Here is a 19,275-nt window from a genome sequence, read left to right as displayed (position 1 = left end):
GCTCGCACAGGCGACGCGGGACGACGAGCGGCTACTTCTCGATGTTCTCGAAGGCGAACAGACCGTTCCAGGCCAGCTCGGCCTGCCGCACATGCTCCGAGCGACCCGCGGCGGCTACATAGTCGAATACCGGGATGTCGGCCATATCCCTGAGCATCAGGGTCTGCGCTTGCGCGACGAGTTCATAAGACTCCGTCTCGGTCGGCGCAGCCAGCGCCGCGTCGAGGAGCCGGTCGAACTCGGGGTTGTTGTAATCGACATCATTGGTCTCGGAATAGCTGTAGTACTGCGAGGTGAGGAACTGCAGCATCGTCGGGTAGTCACCCTGCCAGCCGTAGCGGAATGCCTTGTTGATGGTGTTCCTGCTTATCTCGTCGCGGAGATTCTTGAATGTCGGGTACGGCGCACCGACTGCGTCGATGCCGAGAGTGTTCTTCACGCTGTTCGCGACAGCCTCGATCCACGCCTGGTGGCCGCCGTCGGAGTTGTAGGCGATCTCGTAACGGCCCGACCACGGAGAAATCGCATCGGCCTGCGCCCACAGCTTCTTGGCCTCGTCCGGGTTGTACTCCAGAACCTCCGACCCAGGCAGGTTCGGGTCGAACCCAGGCAGCGTGCTCGCGGTGAAGTCACGGGCGGGGTTCCTGGTTCCCTTGAAGATGTTCTCGGCGATCTGTTCCCGGTTGATCGCCATCGAAATCGCCTTGCGCCGCAGCACCCCTTCCGCGCCGGAGAAATGCGGAGTGCTCGGCTGGATGCCGATGTGCTGGTTCTGTGCGGTCGGCTTGGTGATCGCGCGATCGCCGAGGTCCTGCTTATAGGAGCTGAGTGCGCTGTCGGGCACGGTATCGAGCGCGTCGAGGTTACCTGCCAGCAGATCCGCGTAAGCGGTGTCGTAGGACTGGTACATCACGAATCGCAAGCCCTTGTTCTTCGCCGGACGGCCACCCTGGTAATCCGGGTTGGGCACTACGTCGATCTTGACATTGTGCTCCCACTTGTCGAACTTGTAGGGACCGTTGCCGATCGGGTGCTCCCCGAAGGCTTTCATATCCTTGAATGCGACCTCGGGCAGCGGATAGAACGGCGCGTATCCGAGTGCGGTCTCGAAGTCGATCGATGGCGACTTCAGCTCGACGGTGAAGGTGCGGTCATCGATCACCTTCAGCCCCGACATCGTCTGTGCCGTCGGCTTTTCCGCAGACACTTCGTCGAAACCGAGAATGGGTCCGAACGCATAGTTCTGCAGCTGCGCGTTGGTGCTCAGCGCGCCGTAGTTCCACGCGTCGACGAACGACTCGGATGTCACAGCGGTGCCGTCGGTGAACTTCCAGTTCGGCTTGATGGTGATCCGATAGTTCTTCCGATCAGTGGTCTCGATCGACTCCGCCATCTCGTTGTGCGCTTCACCGCTGGCGTCGTAGTACTTCAGCCCGGCGAAGAGCCGGTCGACCACGCGTCCGCCCATGTTCTCGTTGGTATTGGTCGGTACCAACGGATTCTGCGGCTCGCCGCCGTTCACGGTGACGATGCCAGAATCGGCGCCGTCGCTGGAGGAACAGGCGGCCAAGCCGAGACTTGTGGCCAGTAATGACGCTACCGTCAACGCCATCGCTCTATGGAATTCCAACGCGTACTCCCGGTACCAGAAGGGAAGGGCCGGGTGACACCCGCTCCGGAGCTACCAGCGCATGCCGTTCCAGCCACCTGTGTGGTTGGCAGGTTAGCTATCGGCGCGAGCACTGTCCTCACATTCGGCCATTCAGTCGTATTTTTATCAATCCGGCAATACTGCTGAAACACCACAAAATTTGTGCTGGAGCAGCGCAACGTCAGAAACATTGACTACAAGGATGCTGGGCGGTCGAGTCAGTAGAGGATAGTTTCGGCACGGTGACGAGCGCAGGCGAGCAGGGCATGACGCAGCCAGAAGCGATCGAGCCTATCGACGCATGGCGCGACGTAGGTCACAGTTGATTACTGTCGGAACCCGGCTGCGTCGAACCGCGCGCTCAGGCTACGTGAAGGAAGAGACGAGATGACTGAAACCACCGCCGATCCCAAAGGCTCGTATCCACCGGCCGCGGCATTCGTCGCGACGGCGAACGCAGGCCCGGAACTGTACGACCAGGCGGCGGCCGATCGCGATGCGTTCTGGGCCGAGCAAGCCGGACGACTGCACTGGCATCAACCATTCGAGCGGGTACTGGACTGGAGCGCGGCCCCGGTAGCGCAGTGGTTCGTCGGCGGTATGCTCAACGTCGCCTACAACTGTGTCGACCGGCACGTGCTGGCCGGACACGGCGACCAGGTCGCCATTCACTGGGAAGGCGAGCCAGGCGACTCCCGCGCCATCACCTACCGCGAGCTGCTCGACGAAGTCTCCCGCGCGGCCAACTACCTCACCGAACTCGGCCTCGTCGCAGGCGACCGGGTGGCCATCTATATGCCGATGATCCCCGAAGCGATCGTGGCCATGCTCGCCTGTGCCCGCCTCGGTCTACCCCACTCGGTGGTCTTCGCAGGCTTCTCCCCCACCGCCTTGCGCCAACGCGTGGACGATGCCAGGGCCCGGCTGGTGATCACCGCCGACGGCCAATGGCGACGCGGTAAGTCCGCGCCACTGAAAGAAGCGGTCGACGAGGCCCTCTACGCTCACGGCGGCACCCCGGCCAGTGTGGAACACGTGCTCGTGGTCCGCCGCACCAATATCGAGGTCCCCTGGACCGATGGCCGCGATCTGTGGTGGCACGAGACCGTCACCCCCGCATCCCCCGAGCACTATCCCCAGCCTTTCGAGGCCGAACACCCCCTGTTCATCCTCTATACCTCCGGCACCACCGGAAAGCCCAAGGGAATCCTGCACACCACCGGCGGCTACCTCACTCAGACCTCTTACACCCATCACACCGTCTTCGACCACAAACCCGACCGAGACATCTACTGGTGCACTGCCGATATCGGCTGGATCACCGGGCACAGCTATATCGTCTACGGTCCGCTCGCCAATCGCACCACCCAGGTGGTCTATGAAGGCACCCCCAACTTCCCCGATGAACACCGCCACTGGCAGATCATCGAGAAATACGGCGTCACCATCTACTACACCGCCCCTACTCTGGTACGCACCTTCATGAAATGGGGTAGAGACATCCCGGCCGCGCACAATCTGTCCAGCATCCGGCTGCTCGGCTCGGTCGGCGAACCCATCAATCCCGAAGCCTGGCGCTGGTACCGGGAAGTCATCGGCGCCAACCGCGCCCCCGTTGTGGACACCTGGTGGCAAACCGAGACCGGAGCCATTATGATCTCCCCTCTCCCCGGTGTCACCGCCACCAAACCCGGCGCCGCCATGACCCCGCTCCCTGGCGTCTCCGCCCGAGTGGTCGACGAGAAGGGCGAGCCCGTATCCCACGGCGAAACCGAAGCCAACGGGTATCTCGTGCTCGACCAGCCCTGGCCTTCGATGCTGCGCGGTATCTGGGGCGACACTCAGCGCTACCAAGCTACCTACTGGGAGCGCTTCGCCGAACAAGGCTGGTATTTCGCCGGAGACGGCGCCAAACTCGATATCGACGGCGACCTGTGGGTCCTCGGCCGCATCGATGACGTCATGAATGTCTCCGGCCACCGAATCTCCACTGCCGAAGTCGAATCCGCGCTCGTCGCACACCCCAGTGTCGCCGAAGCCGCCGTTGTCGGTGCCGAGGACCCCACCACCGGCCAAGGCATCGTCGCCTTCGTCATCCTCACCACCGAAGCCATCGATACCGGCAGCACGCTCATCGGCGATCTGAAGACCCAAGTAACCCGAGAGATCAGCCCGATTGCCCGGCCTCGCGAGATCCACGTGGTGCCAGAACTACCCAAAACCCGCAGCGGGAAAATCATGCGCCGCCTCCTTCGCGACACCGCCGAAGGACGGCGACTCGGCGATACCTCCACTCTTGTCGATCCCAGCGTCTTCGAGGCGATCCGGGCCAGTAAGGACTGACGAACAAGGAACTACCGGAAACAGGGATATAGCCAGGATCGGTGTCCGTCCTGGCCACACCCGCTAGAATTGCGGGAAGAATGCCGGAAAGTCTGTCTGCGAGCGGTCGTGTACCCGAGCACCCACTCCGGTGCGGGAGCCGCATCCGCTTGGCCGACTGCTGGCCGAAAGGTTTCCCGTGATCACGCAGGTGCGCTCAGAACTATCGCGTTATCTCCGCACCGAAACCGTTGGTGGCGCGCTCATTCTGATCGCAGCAGCAGTGGCGTTGCTATGGGTTAACTCACCGTGGGGCGAAAGCTACTTCGCCCTGATCCATACCGTCGTCACAATCCGGCCCCTACATCTGGAGTTGCCCCTCGACCACTGGGTCGGGGACGGCCTGCTCGCCGTGTTCTTCTTTGTTGTCGGACTGGAACTCAAACGCGAGCTCGTGGTCGGCGAACTCGCCGACCGCAAACGTGCCACTTTGCCGGTCATCGCAGCGATCGGCGGGGTGGTGATCCCCGGAATGATCGCGGGGATCATCGGGCTCGGCATTCCGGGCATGGAACGCGGCTGGGCCATTCCGGTCGCCACCGATATCGCGTTCGCACTCGCGGTACTCGCACTGACCGGCTCGCGGATTCCGGCGGGCGCTCGAGTGTTCCTGCTCAGCCTCGCGGTGGTCGACGACGTGATGGCGATCACCCTGATCGCGGTGCTGTTCACCATGACGTTGTCGCTGTTGTGGCTGCTCACCGCGTTCGGGTGTTTCGCTGTGTGGGCGCTGGCGCAGCACAAACGGATCAGCACACCTGTGCTGTATCTACCGCTGGCACTGGTGTCCTGGTACGCGCTGCATCAAGCTGGCGTCCATCCCACCTTGGCCGGTGTCGTTCTCGGCCTGCTCACCAGAGTGCGTCCAGATCCCGATGAACAAAAAGCGCCGGCAACCCGGCTGGAACATCTATTCCAACCCATCTCAGCCGGGCTGTGCGTTCCGCTGTTCGCGGTGTTCGCCTCCGGAGTTCGGTTGAACACCGGATTCTTCGGTGCGCTGTTCACCAATCGGATGACCCTCGCCGTCGTCCTCGCTCTGCTGATAGGAAAACCTCTCGGCATCTTCGGGATGAGCTGGGTGGCAATCCGGTTGGGCATCGCAGCACGCCCGCGCGAACTCGACTGGCGGGACGTGTTCGCCCTGTCGGTGCTCGGCGGGATCAGCTTCACCGTTAGCCTTCTCATGGCGGCACTCGCCCTCACAGATATCGGGGACGGGTCCGCCGTCGAATTGGCGAAAGCCGCGGTGTTGGTCACGTCAATGACGGCCTCGCTCGCCGGTTCGGCGTTACTGTGGCGGCGTGGGCGTGCCCACCAGGCGCGGCGAGACGCCCGCACGCTACATCCTGAAGAGCAAGGCCGAGCAGTGCCGGGACAGGGAGAAGGGTCGACCAAGTGAGTTTCAACCACGGCGGTAACGGAAATGACGTGCAGCGCGGTCGTACGGTGACCTCTATCCCTCTCACAGATACCGATCCGCTCGGCTCCGCCAGCTTCGGCACCCTGGTCCGGGACGCCGCCGAGCAGATGTCGACTCTGGTACGCGCCGAAGTCGAGCTGGCCAAGGCCGAGGTCACCGGTGAGATCAAAAAGGGGTTGCAGGGCAGCGGCTACTTCATCCTCGCGCTGACCGTGCTGCTGTTCAGCAGCTTCTTCTTTTTCTTCTTCCTCGGCGAACTACTCGACGTGTGGCTGTACCGCTGGGCAGCCTTCCTGATCGTCTTCCTGCTGATGGTGGCGATGGCCGGGGCGTTGGCGTTCCTCGGCCTTCGGCGGGTGAAGAAACTGCGTGCGCCGGAGAAGACGATCGACTCGCTCAAACAGGCCAGAACAGTGCTCCCGCACTCCCGCGGGGCAGCTGCGGACGGGAATCAGCTGACACTGGAAAAGTCGGCTTTCTAGACGCGCGTTCGCGAGGCGGCACCGCGACCATTAGGCTGCATCGGCGTGTCGGCGAATCTGCTTCCGGATCCGTCCAGCGTCCGTTACGGGGGACCGTGGACGCATCGGGATGTGCACGCCAACGGCATCCGCTTCCATGTCGTGGAAGCCGCGTCGGCCCCGACTGCGCCGCTGGTCGTGCTGTTACACGGCTTCGCGGACTTCTGGTGGTCGTGGCGGCACCAACTGACCGGCCTCGCCGAACTCGGCTACCGCGCCGTGGCTGTCGATCTGCGCGGCTATGGTGACAGCGACAAACCACCGCGCGGCTACGACGGCTGGACACTGGCAGGCGATATCGCCGGGCTGATCCGTGCGCTCGGCTGCACTGAGGCCGCATTGGTCGGACACGCCGAGGGCGGACTGGTCTGCTGGACCACCTCGGTGCTGCACCCTCGGCTGATCCGTTCGATCGCACTGGTCAGCTCGCCGCATCCAGCCGCACTGAAGAGCGCCGTGCTGCACGACCGCCACCAACGCGCAACCTGGCTACCGAACTTCCTGCGCTATCAGCCGCCCCGCTATGGCGAACACCTGCTCACAGCCTCCGATGGCCGGGAGGTAGAGCGGCTGCTGCGACAGCGCGTGAACCCCAGCTGGTCGAGCACCATCGAATTCCTCGATACTGCCCAGCGTATGCGCTCGGCCATCCAGATCCCCGGCGCCGCGCACTGCGGGCTGGAATACCAACGCTGGGCTTTTCGCAGTCAATGGCGTCCAGACGGTCGCAGGTTCATGGCGATCATGCGCGAACCCATCGAGATCCCGGTCCTGGCGTTACACGGCGAGCTGGACACCTACATGCTGCGACGCACACTTCATCGAGGAAAGCAGTGGTCACCGCATCGCCAGTTAGTCACGGTCGCCGATGTAGCGCATTATGCCCATCAAGAGAACCCGGACACGGTCACAGCCGAACTCGCGAAATTCCTTAGCTGAGCGTTCGCCTAACATGCGATCACCCCACTATCGCGGTGAAACCGACAAGTCGGAATCGTTGTTCAGCTGAGCGCACATGCGCCGGTGGCGACCGGCGCAGCGGAGCGGGACGCGGCGTTCAGCTGGGTGCTGACTTCATCGAGAGTGAGCACATAGCCGGTGTCGTTGTCGGTGACGGCGGCACCGAAGACGACTCCCAGCACTCGTCCTTGGGGGTCCACAAGTGGCCCGCCAGAATTCCCTGCCCTGACCAGCCCGCGTACCGTGTACACCTCACGCTCTACCGTGCCATCGCGATAGATATTCGGTCCGGTCAGATTCAAGGTCTCACGTATCCGAGCCGCGCTCGCCGTATATCGACCCCCACCGGGGTAGCCGAGCACGATCGCGCTCTCCCCCGAACGCGCGGGAACCGATGTCCGCGGCACGACCGGAGCGGTGAGTCCGGGTACCGCCAGTATGGCAATGTCGGTAGCCGGATCGAACAACACGACCCTGGCACGCAGCGGGCCAACCGCAGTATCCACATCGACACTGCTTGTGCCCGCGACGACATGAGCGTTGGTCATCACACGCTCCGGCGCGACCACGAAACCCGAGCCCTCCAGCGCCCGCTGGCAACTCGGCGCGACGCCACGGATTCGCAGTACGCTCTGCTGCAATGACGCGGCGACCGGACTGGCGAGCACGCTCGGATCGGGCGGCTCGACAGCGGCGATCGGCGCGCGGCCGAACGGCCCGATCACATCGGGCAGGCCCGAGGTGTTGAGCAGCTGGGAGAATTCGTTGGGTAAGCGACGCAGCCAATTCGGTGCGACGTCGTTGACATCGGCGAGCACTCGCGAACCATTGATCGCGGTCGCGATAGCCGGCTGCGACGAAGTGGCCAGCGGCAGGGCCAGCAACCATGCGATAGCCAGTACGGCGGCCGCCTGCAGCCCGGCGCCGACCACACTGTCCATACTCCGGGCGAACGGATGGCGCATACCGCTGCGTGCGGCGCGTCCGAGTACTATGCCCGCGATCTCACCGATGATCACTAGCATCACGATGAGCAGCACGCCAGTGAGCACCCTGGTGCGGCCCTGCTCGATATGGACCAGGATGTGCGGCGCGATCAGGATGCCCGCGAACGCACCGAGCACCACCCCGAGAAAAGCCAGCGCCGAGGCTATCGCACCCTGTCGCCAGCCCGACGAGGCTGCGAATAGCGCTAGCAATACGACAGCTATATCGAGCCAGATCGAAGAGCTCATAAAGTCATACCTACGGCGGCGAGCGCGGCCTCCAGATCACGAACGTCCCTGCGGTCCCAATCCTGGTCCCAGCAGGCGACTTTGCTGATCCCGGCGAGGATGCCGCCGGTCAGGCCCCAGACCAACATCCCATCTACTTGGAACGCCGGACTTTGATAGCCCATCGGGCTCCGGACCGAGAACCGGTTCGCCGGATCCAGCAATTGAACGAGCGGAACGCGCACGACCCGTTCGGTCTCACCCTCGTTCACCACCTGGACATCGCCGGGCGTACGCCAATAAGCGAGTACCGGAGTGACATCGAACCGGGACGGTGGCACGAATAGTTTCGGCAACACCGCGAAGGGCTCCACTCCCGCGGGATCGAGACCGGTTTCTTCGCATGCCTCACGCAACGCGGTATCGATCGGCCCGCTGTCGCCTGGGTCCACCGCGCCGCCGGGAAACGCGACCTGGCCGCGATGCTGGCGCATGGTGGTGGCGCGCTGAGTGAGCAGCACCTCCGCATCGGCAGGAAGCCCGCCCGGCGCATCTGGATCCGGTGTTGGTGAGCCACCGAACAACACGAGCACCGCGGCTTGCCGCGGTGTCGAGGTCAAGGCGAAGACTCGACGCAGCGCACGCGCCTTCACCGAAGTACCGATGATATCCGCGGCCGGATCCGCCGCCCTGGTCAGCCACTCGGGAAGTTGTGGCGGCACCTCGGTGGTCATCGCGGGCCACCCCCACACTCGCATCCGCGGGCTCCAGCGCATACCCGCGCCGAAATCGTCATAACCGAATTGTCCATCGGCTTCCTCATACGGCCACCCCGAGCCTATCCGCGACCGTGTTCGCGATATCGTCGACACTGCCGAAAGCCCGCACGACAACATCGGCGATAGAGCCATCGGCCCGGACGAGCACCGAGACCGGCAGCACCGCTGGAGCTCCGACGAGACTGCGTATTCGCGCGTCCGGATCGAGCACACCGGGCAGATGAACATTCAGCCCGGTGAGCCTGACCAACGCTCTGGCCTCATCGGGGTCGCTGTGCACCGTCAACACGGTAATCGTGTCCCCTGCGCGCCGCGCGTATTGCTGCACAAAAGGCAGCTCCTGGGCACACGGTGCGCACCAATACGCCCATAAGTTCAGCAAGGCCGGCTTGCCCGCCAGCATGGCGGCGACATCTATCGGTCTACCATCCGCCAGGCATCGCACCATGACCCCGGCCAGCGGGCCACTGCCTGGCGCCGGCCCACTCGGGCAGGCGACCAGCCCGGCCGCGGCGCGCAGTTCGCCGGGCACAGCGGGGGGGATGCGGGCAGGCCGTTGTCCTGTTACCTCACCGTCATCCCCCCGTGGCCACACTGCGGCGGCCAACGCCACCATCACGATCAGACCGGCAAGTGCCCAACGCCACACATGCCCAGCTCGATCATCTGGGGATTTCGAGCTCACCGGCCCACCAATTCGAGCAGATGCTCCCGCTCCGGCCCTTTCACCAGCTCGGCCGCAGCCTTCGGATCGGTCGGGCCTACGCCGAATGACGGGCAGTCGCCAGCCAAAAGGCACGCTCCGCATGCGGGCTTGCGCGCATGACAGACCCGCCTGCCATGGAAGATCACCCGATGCGAGAGCATCGTCCACTCTTTGCGTTCGATCAGCTCGCCGACAATGTGCTCGACCTTCACCGGATCTTCCGCCGAGGTCCACTGCCAACGTCGCACCAGACGACCGAAATGAGTGTCGACGGTGATGCCAGGCACCCCGAAGGCATTACCGAGGATGACGTTGGCGGTCTTGCGTCCGATGCCGGGTAATTTGACCAGTTCTGACAGTGTGTGAGGCAATTCACCGTCGTAATGTTCGAGCAGTGCCTGTCCGAGACCGATCAGTGCGGTGGCCTTGTTGCGATAGAACCCTGTGGAACGGATGCATTCCTCCAGCTCCACACGGTTGGCCTCAGCATAGGCGCGGGCGTCCTGGTACCGAGCGAACAATGCGGGAGTGGTGAGATTCACGCGTTCGTCGGTGCACTGCGCGGAAAGTATGGTCGCTACCGCCAGTTCGAGCGGGGTGGTGAAATCCAGCTCACAATGCGCGTCGGGGAACGCGACCGCAAGCGCCCGGTTCATCCGCCGCGCTCTGCGAACAAGTCCGAGTCGAGTTTCCGCCTGTCGCACCCTATTTCTCCGTTTCGGGGCAGTGCCTGCGTCCTGTTGCTCCGCAGCGAGCTCAGCGCCGGTCGAAGGCCCGTTTTCGACGGCGATAGGAGAGGAGACGCGCACCCGTCCACCATACGGAACCGCCGACCACCGTTGCGCTTCCAGTTCGGCTGCCGTGTTCCATCTGAGACCTCGACAGTGTTTACTGCTCGTCATGCAAGGACTCGCTGTGGTGATCTTCCCAGTGGTGTTGATGCTGTTCGCACTGGGCATGGAGCGGGTCGAGAATCGGCTCCGCAAGCTTCTGGAACCCGACGAAGAGGTTCAGCAATATCTGGACAAAGCAAGCAATGCTGAGGTGAAGGAGTTGACCAGGCTCGGCCTGCCCGCAGCTGTGGCCAAGATGCGTAAGCGTCGATCCCGCGCCGAAGAAGACGCGGAAATGGATGTCGCGCGCGCGAGCTGACACGGAGACAACGACGGCCCGGCGACGAGATCACACGTAGCCAGGAAGGGGAACCGCGAACGTCACCGAGAATGCTGGTACGGTTTTCCGCTGCGCCACAATCCACTCGTTACGTGGTGTCCGTCACTACGCTGCCATCACGCCGCGTAGACTGCGCTGTTGGCCGAGCCGCTTCGGCCCAGTACAGAGCCATTTCCCATAAGGAGCACATTCGTGGACGAGGCCCTCGCCAGAGCAGGCATCTTCCAGGGCGTCGAGCCCACTGCGGTGGCCGCCCTCGCCAAGCAACTGCAGCCGGTGGACTTTCCACGCGGCCATGTCATCTTCAATGAGGGTGAGCCGGGCGACAGGCTGTACATCATCACGTCCGGCAAGGTGAAGATCGGCCGTCGCTCCCCCGATGGCCGGGAGAACTTACTGACCATCATGGGCCCGTCCGATATGTTCGGCGAGCTTTCGATCTTCGACCCTGGCCCGCGTACCTCCACCGCCACCACGGTCACCGAAGTACGCGCGGTGACGATGGACCGCGAAGCCCTGAAAGCGTGGATCGATCAACGACCCGAGATCGCCGAGCAACTGCTGCGCGTTCTCGCCCGCCGCCTGCGCCGGACCAACAACAATTTGGCCGACCTGATCTTCACCGACGTTCCCGGCCGGGTAGCCAAAGCCTTACTGCAATTGGCACAACGGTTCGGCACGCAGGAGGCGGGGGCGCTGCGAGTCACCCACGATCTGACTCAAGAGGAGATCGCTCAATTGGTCGGCGCATCCCGAGAGACTGTGAACAAGGCGCTCGCCGACTTCGCGCATCGCGGCTGGCTGCGGCTGGAGGGCAAGAGCGTGCTCATTTCCGACTCCGAGCGGCTCGCCCGCCGCGCTAGGTAACGCCCACTCGGGTGTCCGTACGGCACGCCGGGTTCGGCCCCGCTGAGCCCGGCTAGCCATACGCGCGTAGATAGTCCAACTGCGCCTGTACCGAACTGCGCGCGGCCGGCCACAGGCGCTTGTCCACGTCGGCGTATACCCTCCGCACCACCGCCATCGCACCAGGATCGGGGCCGAGCACCCGCAACGCATCCCGCACCTGGTCGAGTCGCTCGTGCCGGTGCGCGATGTAATAGCGCGCGACGGGCTCCAGATCCGGATGGTCCGGTCCGTGCGCGGGGAGCAGCGCCTTGCCCTTCCCCGCGTCGACCAACCGGTCCAGCGACGACAGGTAGTCGGCGAGCGTGCCGTCCTCAGCATCCAGCACTGTGGTGCCCGCGCCGAGAATGGTGTCGCCGGTCAGCACCGCGTCATCGAGAACGAAACTCACCGAGTCGGCAGTATGTCCTGGTGTACCGAGCACGGTGATCCGCAGCCCCGCGGCCTCGATCACTTCACCGTGAGCAAGCGGCACGGCCGAGCCGCGCAGGAAAGCGGGATCTTTGGCTCGCACAGCCGTACCGGTCGCCTCGGCCAACCGGTCGATGCCACCGGTGTGGTCGTGATGGCGGTGAGTGACCAGAACGAGTGCGATCTCGCCGCCCACCGCTTCCACGATCGCCCGGCTGTGCGACTTGTCCACAGGCCCTGGGTCCACCACCACGCAGTCCGACCGTCCTGGCGCACGCAAGACCCAGGTGTTTGTTCCATCCAGGGTCATCCGACCAGGATTTCCGGCCAGTATTACCGCCGCTGTCTCAGTGACCTGCCTGAGCTGGCCATAGGCGGGGTGTGTCAACGTCATCGCAAACCTCGAATAGTTGAGCTGCCGGAAGGCTCGACCTAACGAACCTCGGCGATCAGTTCGACCTCGACCGGAGTATTCTTGGGCAGTTCGGCGACTCCGATGGCGGAGCGAGCATGCACGCCCGCATCACCGAAAACCTGGCCGAGGAACTCCGAAGCGCCGTTGATGACCATCGGTTGGTCGCTGAATCCCGGCGCGGAGGCGACGAATCCAACGACCTTTACGATACGTACCACCGCGTCCAATCCAACCAGATCATGCACTGCGGCCAGCGCGTTCAGCGCGCACCACCTGGCAGCCTCCTTGGCCGTCTCGACCGAGACCTCGGCACCGACCTTGCCCACCGCGGACAGCTGCCCATCCACGAACGGCAACTGACCGGAGGTATGGACAAGCGACCCGGTACGGACCGCGGGGATATAGGCAGCGACCGGGGCCGCGACCGGTGGCAGAGCGAGCCCGAGCTCGGTGAGGTTTTTCTCCCACTGGATCATCGCGTCATCTCTCCTTTTTCTCTTTCGTTACCATGTTCCGCTACTTGGGTCGCTTGAGATAGGCGACGTGCTGTTCCCCGGTTGGGCCGGGCAGCACAGTAACCAACTCCCAGCCGTCGGCACCCCACTGATCGAGAATCTGTTTCGTCGCGTGCGTCAGCAACGGCACAGTCGCGTACTCCCACAGGGTCGTATCACTCATGTGCGAGAGCGTAGCCGGGTTCATTGTCCACGCCGACAGTAGCTGGAGTCTTCGGGCTTGATCGCCGATCGGGTTATAAGCTCGCGATCGTGGGACTACCAACAGCAGTACCGTTTTCGGCAGAGCCGGGACTGGACACAGGGTGGCCGAAGCGCGCCGAAAAGGCTCGCTTGCACTATGTCTCGGGTAAGGGAGGCACCGGGAAATCGACAGTTGCCGCGGCACTGGCACTAGCGCTGGCCGCAGGTGGACGGCGCGTGCTGTTGGTGGAAGTGGAAAGCAGGCAGTCGATCGCGCAATTGTTCGATCTGCCGCCACTACCGCCGACCGAGACCCGGATCGCCACTGCTGACGGCGGCGGCGAGGTGGTCGCGCTGGCGCTCGATATCGAACATGCCTTCCTCGAATACCTCGACATGTTCTATAACTTGGGTTTCGCGGGCCGGGCGATGCGGCGGATGGGCGCCATCGAGTTCGTCACCACCATCGCGCCAGGACTGCGTGATGTCATCCTGACCGGAAAAATCAAGGAATGCGCGGTCCGCGTAGACAAGTCCGGCAAGCGGATCTACGACGAAGTCGTGGTCGACGCGCCCCCGACCGGCCGAATCGCCAGTTTTCTCGACGTCACCAAGGCCATGGCCGAGGTGGCCAGGAGCGGTCCGATCGCCGGACAGGCCGAAGGCGTTTCGCGGCTACTACACTCCGACCAGACCATGATCCACCTTGTCACTCTGCTGGAGGCGCTGCCAGTACAGGAGACAGCCGACGCCGTCGCCGAACTTCATGCCGCCGACCTGCGTATCGGTACGGTAGTCGTGAATCGGGCGACCGCGAGCCACTTGCCGCCCGCCCTGCGCGCGGGGGCCGCGCAGGGCAACTTGGATGCCGATGCCATTCGCGCGGGACTCACTGCCGCGGGGATCACTTTGTCCGACAGTGACTTCCAAGGGCTGCTCACTGAAACCACAGAGCATTCGGCCACGCTGCAGGCTCAGGAGGACAGCGCCGGGGAACTGGCCAAAGTAGACATCTCCCGGCTCTATCTGCCCGCACTTCCGGACGGGATGGATCTGGGCGGGTTATACGAACTAGCCGAATGCCTCAGCGCACAGGGAGTCCGATGAGCACGCCGAACCAACCCATGGCCACACCGCTGGAGATTTCCCAGATCATCGCCGATCCCTCCGCCCGCGTGGTGGTGTGTTGCGGCTCCGGCGGCGTAGGCAAGACGACTACCGCCGCCGCCATCGCATTGCGCGCCGCCGAGCTGGGACGCAAGGTCGTGGTCCTCACCATCGACCCCGCACGCAGACTCGCCCAATCACTCGGTGTCGCTGACCTCGGCAACAGCCCCCAACGGGTGGCGTTGGGACCAGAGGTCAACGGAGAGTTGTACGCGATGATGCTCAATATGCGCCGTACGTTCGACGATATGGTGCTCGAGCACACCAGCAGGGAGAAAGCGGAACAGATCTTCGCCAACCCCTTCTATCAGACTGTCGCTTCTTCCTTCGGGGGCACGCAGGAATACATGGCGATGGAGAAGCTGGGGCAGCTGGCTCAGCGCCGTGAGTGGGATCTGATCGTGGTAGACACCCCGCCCTCCCGAAATGCCCTAGACTTCCTGGACGCTCCCAAACGGCTGGGCGCTTTCCTCAACGGCCGTATGATCCGACTGCTCATGGCGCCGGGCCGAGGCGTGACCCGGTTCGTGACCGGCGCGATGAGCCTCGCACTGCGCGGTGTTTCCACCGTCGTCGGCGGACAAATGCTCAAGGACGCGTCGAACTTCTTACAGTCCTTGGAGTCGCTGTTCGGCGGCTTCCAAGAGCGGGCCGACCGGACCTACGCGTTGCTGTCCGAGCCGGGCACCCACTTTCTCGTCGTGGCTGCGCCGGAACCGGACGCGCTGCGGGAAGCCTCCTTCTTCGTCGACCGACTCTCCACCGAGCGCATGCCGCTGGCCGGACTGATCTTGAACCGGACGCATCCGGTACACAGCTCGCTGCCGGCCGATCACGCATTGACCGCCGCCGACCGGCTCGCGGAATCCGATCCGCTCACCGCTGCCGTGCTGCGAGTGCATGCGCAGCGAGTCGCCACCGACAAGCGCGAGCAGCATCTGCTGCATCGCTTCACCGGCGCGCACCCGCGCGTACCGATCGCCCCGATCACGGCGCTCCCCTTCGAGGTATCCGATCTCGACGCACTGCAAGCGGTCGGCGATCAGCTCATCCACACAGAGCGAGCCACCGCCGGATGATCAGATACCTCCGCTATAGCTCGAACATCCTCGAGCGGACACCACCCTGAAACGAAACCGAGCCCGCTTACGCGGGCTCTGTTTCACTGCGTACCTGGACTACATCGCCACCTGATGCTGACGCTGGGCCTGGAAGAAATCAGCCCACGAGGTCACTTCTGGATGCTGCTTCAGCAGGGCGCGACGCTGTCGCTCCGTCATCCCGCCCCATACGCCGAACTCGACACGGTTATCGAGAGCGTCAGCACCACACTGCATCAACACCGGGCAGTGCCTGCAAATCGTCGCCGCTTTGCGCTGCGCCGCACCACGGACGAACAACTGATCGGGATCCACTTCCTTGCATCGAGCCTGGGCTACCCAGGCGATCCTTGCTTCGGCCTGCTCCACGTCCAATCGAGCGATGGGGGTTGTCATGTGCATTTGGTGTGCCCCTTTGCAGTCCGAACACCGATCAACGGCGCTCCAGAATCGCGTTGCCACTTCGCAGCACCGGTACCCTGCTGCGAAGTGCACCACATTCCACTTTGAGTGTTAGCTCTATCACACTGGGTTCTCAATCTAGGTAAAGGTATGGCGCTTGCGCAAGACCATCCCGAGATTTTCTGGTACGACCGTCCCTGCGGTATCAGGTATACGCGCGGCGGTCAGGCGGATTACGCACGCAATCGTGTCCGACACGCCGGGCACGATTGCGCGACACGCCAGGCTCCCTCACTACCGGTTCCTGGCTTCGGGCAAATGCCGCCAAGAAAGCCCGGAAACCACCCCGTAGTCTTGATCAGTGCCGATCACACATTCGCTCGCACGTCTGGCCGTCAGCTGCGTGCTTGCCGCCGTGCTCGTCGCCGGATTGCTGTTCCCGCTCGCCGGCGGCTTCGGGTTCGCCTCCAACCGCGCCGCCGACGCGGTCGACAACGTCTCCGCGGAGCTGCTGGATGGAGTCGCCCCCGCGGTCTCGACCATGGTCGACTCGGCAGGCAACCCGATCGCCTGGCTGTATGAGCAACGCCGCTTCGAAGTCCCCAGCGACCGGATCTCCAACGACATGAAGCTGGCCATAGTGTCCATCGAGGACCGGCGCTTCGCCGAGCACGATGGTGTCGACTGGCAGGGCACGCTGCGCGCATTCCTGACCAACACCACCAGCGGCGAGGTCCAGCAAGGCGCGTCGACCATCGAACAACAGTATGTGAAGAACTTCCAGCTGCTCGTGGTCGCCAAGACCGACGCAGAACGCCGCGCCGCCGTCGAGGCCACCCCGGCACGCAAGATCCGAGAAATCCGGATGGCCCTCACCTTGGACCGCGAGCTGACCAAAGACGAGATACTCACCCGATACCTCAACCTCGTACCGTTCGGTAACTCCTCCTACGGCATCCAAGACGCCGCACAGACCTACTTCGGCATCGACGCGGCCGATCTGAACGTACCGCAATCAGCGATGCTGGCCGGCATGGTGCAGAGTTCGTCGAAATTGAACCCCTACACCAATCCAAAGGGAGTGCTGCTCCGGCGCAACACCGTGCTGGACACCATGATCCAGAACATCCCCAGCCGAGCTGCCGAGTTCCGTGAAGCCAAGACCGAGCCCCTTGGGGTGCTTCCAGAGCCCCACGGCCTGCCTCGCGGCTGCATCGCGGCAGGTGACCGCGGCTTTTTCTGCGACTATGCCCTGCAGTACCTGGCCAACGCGGGGATCAGCCGAGAACAGATCGACAAGGGCGGCTATGTGATCAGAACGACCCTCGACCCGGCCGTACAGGACTCGGTGAAGCGCGCGGTAACCGACGCGGCCGACCCGAATCTGAAAAATGTCGCGGAAGTCATGTCCGTCATCGCGCCGGGTCAAGACACACATCCGGTGCTCGCGATGGCCAGTAGCCGCACCTATGGCCTGAATCAGGATGCCCACGAGACTGTGCAGCCGCAGCCGTACTCGATGGTCGGCGACGGCGCAGGCTCGATCTTCAAGATCTTCACAACTGCTGCGGCCATGGAGAAGGGCCTCGGCATCGATGCCAAGCTCGATGTACCCGGCCGGTTCGAAGCCAAGGGCATGGGTGACGGCGGTGCGCGCGGGTGCCCGCCCGCCACCTACTGCGTCGAGAACGCAGGCAGATACAAGTCGCCCATGTCGGTGACCGAAGCCTTGGCCACATCGCCGAACACCGCGTTCGTCAAGCTGATCCAAGCCGTCGGAGTCACTCCGACTGTCGATATGGCGGTCCGGCTCGGCATGCGTTCGTACACCGAACCAGGCACCTCCCAGCACGGCAACCAGAGCTTGGCCGACATGATCAAGGAACAGAATCTCGGCTCGTTCACGTTGGGCCCGGTTGCGATCAACCCGCTAGAGCTGTCCAATGTCGCCGCGACGCTGAGCTCGGGCGGGCGGTGGTGCCCGCCGAATCCGATCAAGGAAGTCCTCGACCGCAATGGTAAACAGGTGCCGCTGACCCACCAAGCGTGTGAACAGGTGGTCGAACCGGGCCTGGCGAACACCCTCGCCAACGCGATGAGCAAAGACGACGTCTCGGGTACGGCGGCGGGCGCGGCTCGGTCGGTGGGCTGGAAGTTCCCGACATCGGGCAAAACCGGCACTACCGAGAGCCACCGCTCCTCGGCCTTCCTCGGGTTCACCAACTCACTGGCCGCTGCCGTCTACGTCTACGGCGACAGCCCGACGCCTGGTGAGATCTGCTCGTTCCCCCTGCGTAACTGCGGCGACGGCAACCTGTTCGGCGGCAATGAACCAGCGCGTACCTGGTTCAGCGCCGTCAAACCTGTGATCGGATTGTTCCCGCCGCCCGCGCTGCCGCCACTGGACGACAAGTATGTGCGCGGCGCGGACAACGCCCAGGTACCCGATGTCACCGGTAAGTCTCGGGCCGCGGCCGCGTCTACCCTACGCACCGCGGGCTTCAAAGTGACTACGATCACCGGCCCCGGACCGGAGCCCAAAGGGGCAGTGATGGGAACCGCGCCGAACGGCTCGGCGATCCCTGGTTCGGTGATCACGCTCTACATCAGCGACGGCACCGTGCGCCCCACGCCGACGCCTGCCCCGCCATCCGCACCACCACCAGGGCTGCCACTACCCCCGCGGCTACCACCGATTCCGATCCCGATCCCACGCTGAGCAAACGAAAAGGGACGCGCACCGGAGGGGTGTGCGACCCCTTTCGGATTTCGACACTACAGTCGCGCCTTCACCGCGGCCGAGATACGCGAGCCGTCGGCCTTACCCGCTGCGAGCCCGGTCGCGATCTTCATGACCCGACCCATCTGGCGCATCCCTGGCCGTTCGCCGATCTCCTCGGCGACCTGCGCGATGGCGGTGTCGGCGAGATCGGCGACCTCGGCGTCGGTCAGCTGGGTCGGCAGATACTCATCGATGATGCGGGCCTCGGCGTGCTCGTTCGCCGCCAGTTCACCGCGTCCGGCCTGCGTGTAGACCTCAGCCGATTCGTTGCGCTTCTTCGACTCGCGCTGCAGCACAGCGACAACCTCGGCATCGGTGAGTTCTTGTGCCTCCGTGCCGGCGACCTCGGCGGTCTGGATCGCGGACAGCAGCATTCGCAGCGTGGCGAGGCGCAGCGTGTCCTTGGCTTTCATCGCGGCGGTCAGGTCCGCCCGTAGCTGCGATTTGAGTTCCGACATGCCGCTCACGGTAGCCGGTCCAGCGCGCCGGTCCTACTTCATTTACCGCGCTGTCCTGCTTTCCCGCGCGGGAACGCGCGCTTACGCCCATCCACACTCAGCGCTCATACGTGAGGTCGCCTATGCT

Annotated in this window: 19 protein-coding genes; 9 read left to right on the top strand and 10 right to left on the bottom strand. The window is 63.8% G+C overall.

The window, feature by feature from the left end:
- Positions 1-31: 31 nt before the first annotated feature.
- The gene (locus ACX4ZE_RS08300; protein ID WP_480272720.1) at positions 32-1,612 is read right to left on the bottom strand and encodes a peptide ABC transporter substrate-binding protein; all 1,581 of its coding nucleotides are present in this window, start codon (positions 1,610-1,612) and stop codon (positions 32-34) included.
- A 426-nt stretch (positions 1,613-2,038) separates the two neighbouring features.
- Here ACX4ZE_RS08300 and acs point away from each other — a divergent pair, with 426 nt between their 5' ends.
- The 4 genes from acs to ACX4ZE_RS08280 all read left to right on the top strand — a co-directional run bounded on the left by acs (position 2,039) and on the right by ACX4ZE_RS08280 (position 6,916).
- Complete coding sequence (acs, locus tag ACX4ZE_RS08295) at positions 2,039-3,994, top strand: acetate--CoA ligase (protein WP_480272719.1); 1,956 nt, start codon at positions 2,039-2,041, stop codon at positions 3,992-3,994.
- A 181-nt stretch (positions 3,995-4,175) separates the two neighbouring features.
- Complete coding sequence (gene nhaA / locus ACX4ZE_RS08290) at positions 4,176-5,435, top strand: Na+/H+ antiporter NhaA (protein ID WP_480272759.1); 1,260 nt, start codon at positions 4,176-4,178, stop codon at positions 5,433-5,435.
- Positions 5,432-5,938, top strand: coding sequence for a phage holin family protein (locus ACX4ZE_RS08285; RefSeq protein WP_480272718.1), 507 nt, complete (start codon positions 5,432-5,434; stop codon positions 5,936-5,938). The genes nhaA and ACX4ZE_RS08285 overlap by 4 nt, the downstream gene beginning before the upstream one ends.
- A gap of 45 nt (positions 5,939-5,983) precedes the next feature.
- A complete protein-coding gene (locus tag ACX4ZE_RS08280) occupies positions 5,984-6,916 on the top strand; it encodes an alpha/beta fold hydrolase (RefSeq protein ID WP_480272717.1) in 933 nt (310 codons plus the stop codon).
- Between the two features lie 62 nt (positions 6,917-6,978).
- Here ACX4ZE_RS08280 and ACX4ZE_RS08275 read toward each other — a convergent pair whose 3' ends face one another.
- The 4 genes from ACX4ZE_RS08275 to nth all read right to left on the bottom strand — a co-directional run bounded on the left by ACX4ZE_RS08275 (position 6,979) and on the right by nth (position 10,538).
- Positions 6,979-8,172, bottom strand: coding sequence for a MarP family serine protease (locus ACX4ZE_RS08275; protein ID WP_480272716.1), 1,194 nt, complete (start codon positions 8,170-8,172; stop codon positions 6,979-6,981).
- The gene (locus tag ACX4ZE_RS08270; protein WP_480272715.1) at positions 8,169-8,885 is read right to left on the bottom strand and encodes an NUDIX hydrolase; all 717 of its coding nucleotides are present in this window, start codon (positions 8,883-8,885) and stop codon (positions 8,169-8,171) included. The genes ACX4ZE_RS08275 and ACX4ZE_RS08270 overlap by 4 nt, the downstream gene beginning before the upstream one ends.
- 85 nt (positions 8,886-8,970) lie before the next feature.
- Positions 8,971-9,546, bottom strand: a complete 576-nt coding sequence (locus ACX4ZE_RS08265; protein WP_480272758.1) for a TlpA family protein disulfide reductase — start codon at positions 9,544-9,546, stop codon at positions 8,971-8,973.
- A 65-nt stretch (positions 9,547-9,611) separates the two neighbouring features.
- Positions 9,612-10,538, bottom strand: a complete 927-nt coding sequence (gene nth / locus ACX4ZE_RS08260; RefSeq protein WP_480272714.1) for an endonuclease III — start codon at positions 10,536-10,538, stop codon at positions 9,612-9,614.
- Positions 10,539-10,551: 13 nt separating this feature from the next.
- On the opposite strand from nth, the gene ACX4ZE_RS08255 reads away from it, so the two are divergent.
- Positions 10,552-10,788, top strand: a complete 237-nt coding sequence (locus ACX4ZE_RS08255) for a hypothetical protein (RefSeq protein ID WP_480272757.1) — start codon at positions 10,552-10,554, stop codon at positions 10,786-10,788.
- Between the two features lie 213 nt (positions 10,789-11,001).
- Positions 11,002-11,676: a Crp/Fnr family transcriptional regulator gene (locus tag ACX4ZE_RS08250; RefSeq protein WP_379206808.1), complete on the top strand. Its 675-nt coding sequence runs from the start codon at positions 11,002-11,004 to the stop codon at positions 11,674-11,676.
- Positions 11,677-11,728: 52 nt separating this feature from the next.
- On the opposite strand, the gene ACX4ZE_RS08245 is transcribed toward ACX4ZE_RS08250, so the two are convergent.
- Genes ACX4ZE_RS08245 through sp36 form a run of 3 tightly spaced genes read right to left on the bottom strand, consistent with a single transcriptional unit; the run spans position 11,729 to position 13,219 of the window.
- Positions 11,729-12,520 carry an MBL fold metallo-hydrolase gene (locus ACX4ZE_RS08245; RefSeq protein ID WP_480272713.1) on the bottom strand — a complete coding sequence of 264 codons (792 nt, stop codon included), beginning with the start codon at positions 12,518-12,520 and terminating at the stop codon, positions 11,729-11,731.
- 38 nt (positions 12,521-12,558) lie between these two features.
- On the bottom strand, positions 12,559-13,017 hold the full coding sequence (locus tag ACX4ZE_RS08240; RefSeq protein ID WP_480272712.1) for a RidA family protein: 459 nt from the start codon (positions 13,015-13,017) through the stop codon (positions 12,559-12,561).
- Between the two features lie 40 nt (positions 13,018-13,057).
- Positions 13,058-13,219, bottom strand: a complete 162-nt coding sequence (gene sp36, locus ACX4ZE_RS08235) for a Sp36 family protein (protein ID WP_085994820.1) — start codon at positions 13,217-13,219, stop codon at positions 13,058-13,060.
- 89 nt (positions 13,220-13,308) lie between these two features.
- Between sp36 and bagA the strand changes: the two genes are divergently transcribed.
- A complete protein-coding gene (bagA, locus tag ACX4ZE_RS08230; protein ID WP_480272711.1) occupies positions 13,309-14,346 on the top strand; it encodes an ATPase BagA in 1,038 nt (345 codons plus the stop codon).
- Positions 14,347-14,363: 17 nt separating this feature from the next.
- Positions 14,364-15,485, top strand: a complete 1,122-nt coding sequence (gene bagB, locus ACX4ZE_RS08225) for an ATPase BagB (protein ID WP_480272756.1) — start codon at positions 14,364-14,366, stop codon at positions 15,483-15,485.
- A gap of 99 nt (positions 15,486-15,584) precedes the next feature.
- Here the strand turns inward: bagB and ACX4ZE_RS08220 are convergent, their stop codons facing one another.
- Positions 15,585-15,908 carry a WhiB family transcriptional regulator gene (locus ACX4ZE_RS08220; protein WP_014981178.1) on the bottom strand — a complete coding sequence of 108 codons (324 nt, stop codon included), beginning with the start codon at positions 15,906-15,908 and terminating at the stop codon, positions 15,585-15,587.
- Positions 15,909-16,269: 361 nt separating this feature from the next.
- Here ACX4ZE_RS08220 and ACX4ZE_RS08215 point away from each other — a divergent pair, with 361 nt between their 5' ends.
- Complete coding sequence (locus ACX4ZE_RS08215) at positions 16,270-18,627, top strand: penicillin-binding protein (protein ID WP_480272710.1); 2,358 nt, start codon at positions 16,270-16,272, stop codon at positions 18,625-18,627.
- Positions 18,628-18,683: 56 nt separating this feature from the next.
- Here ACX4ZE_RS08215 and ACX4ZE_RS08210 read toward each other — a convergent pair whose 3' ends face one another.
- Positions 18,684-19,148: a GatB/YqeY domain-containing protein gene (locus ACX4ZE_RS08210; RefSeq protein ID WP_480272709.1), complete on the bottom strand. Its 465-nt coding sequence runs from the start codon at positions 19,146-19,148 to the stop codon at positions 18,684-18,686.
- Positions 19,149-19,275: the final 127 nt, after the last annotated feature.

The sequence above is a fragment of the Nocardia sp. TBRC8007 genome (genome assembly GCF_056629435.1).
Note: the sequence above shows the minus strand (reverse complement) of the source record. Positions and strands in the feature narration are given on the sequence as shown.

Bases quoted from the DNA above. Each gene is read 5' to 3' on its own strand.
- ACX4ZE_RS08300 (WP_480272720.1), bottom strand. From the start codon at position 1,612: ATGGCGTTGACGGTAGCGTCATTACTGGCCACAAGTCTCGGCTTGGCC.
- acs (WP_480272719.1), top strand. From the start codon at position 2,039: ATGACTGAAACCACCGCCGATCCCAAAGGCTCGTATCCACCGGCCGCG.
- ACX4ZE_RS08275 (WP_480272716.1), bottom strand. From the start codon at position 8,172: ATGAGCTCTTCGATCTGGCTCGATATAGCTGTCGTATTGCTAGCGCTA.
- ACX4ZE_RS08270 (WP_480272715.1), bottom strand. From the start codon at position 8,885: ATGACCACCGAGGTGCCGCCACAACTTCCCGAGTGGCTGACCAGGGCG.
- ACX4ZE_RS08265 (WP_480272758.1), bottom strand. From the start codon at position 9,546: ATGGTGGCGTTGGCCGCCGCAGTGTGGCCACGGGGGGATGACGGTGAG.
- nth (WP_480272714.1), bottom strand. From the start codon at position 10,538: ATGACGAGCAGTAAACACTGTCGAGGTCTCAGATGGAACACGGCAGCC.
- ACX4ZE_RS08245 (WP_480272713.1), bottom strand. From the start codon at position 12,520: ATGACGTTGACACACCCCGCCTATGGCCAGCTCAGGCAGGTCACTGAG.
- ACX4ZE_RS08240 (WP_480272712.1), bottom strand. From the start codon at position 13,017: ATGATCCAGTGGGAGAAAAACCTCACCGAGCTCGGGCTCGCTCTGCCA.
- sp36 (WP_085994820.1), bottom strand. From the start codon at position 13,219: ATGAGTGATACGACCCTGTGGGAGTACGCGACTGTGCCGTTGCTGACG.
- bagB (WP_480272756.1), top strand. From the start codon at position 14,364: ATGGCCACACCGCTGGAGATTTCCCAGATCATCGCCGATCCCTCCGCC.
- ACX4ZE_RS08220 (WP_014981178.1), bottom strand. From the start codon at position 15,908: ATGCACATGACAACCCCCATCGCTCGATTGGACGTGGAGCAGGCCGAA.
- ACX4ZE_RS08210 (WP_480272709.1), bottom strand. From the start codon at position 19,148: ATGTCGGAACTCAAATCGCAGCTACGGGCGGACCTGACCGCCGCGATG.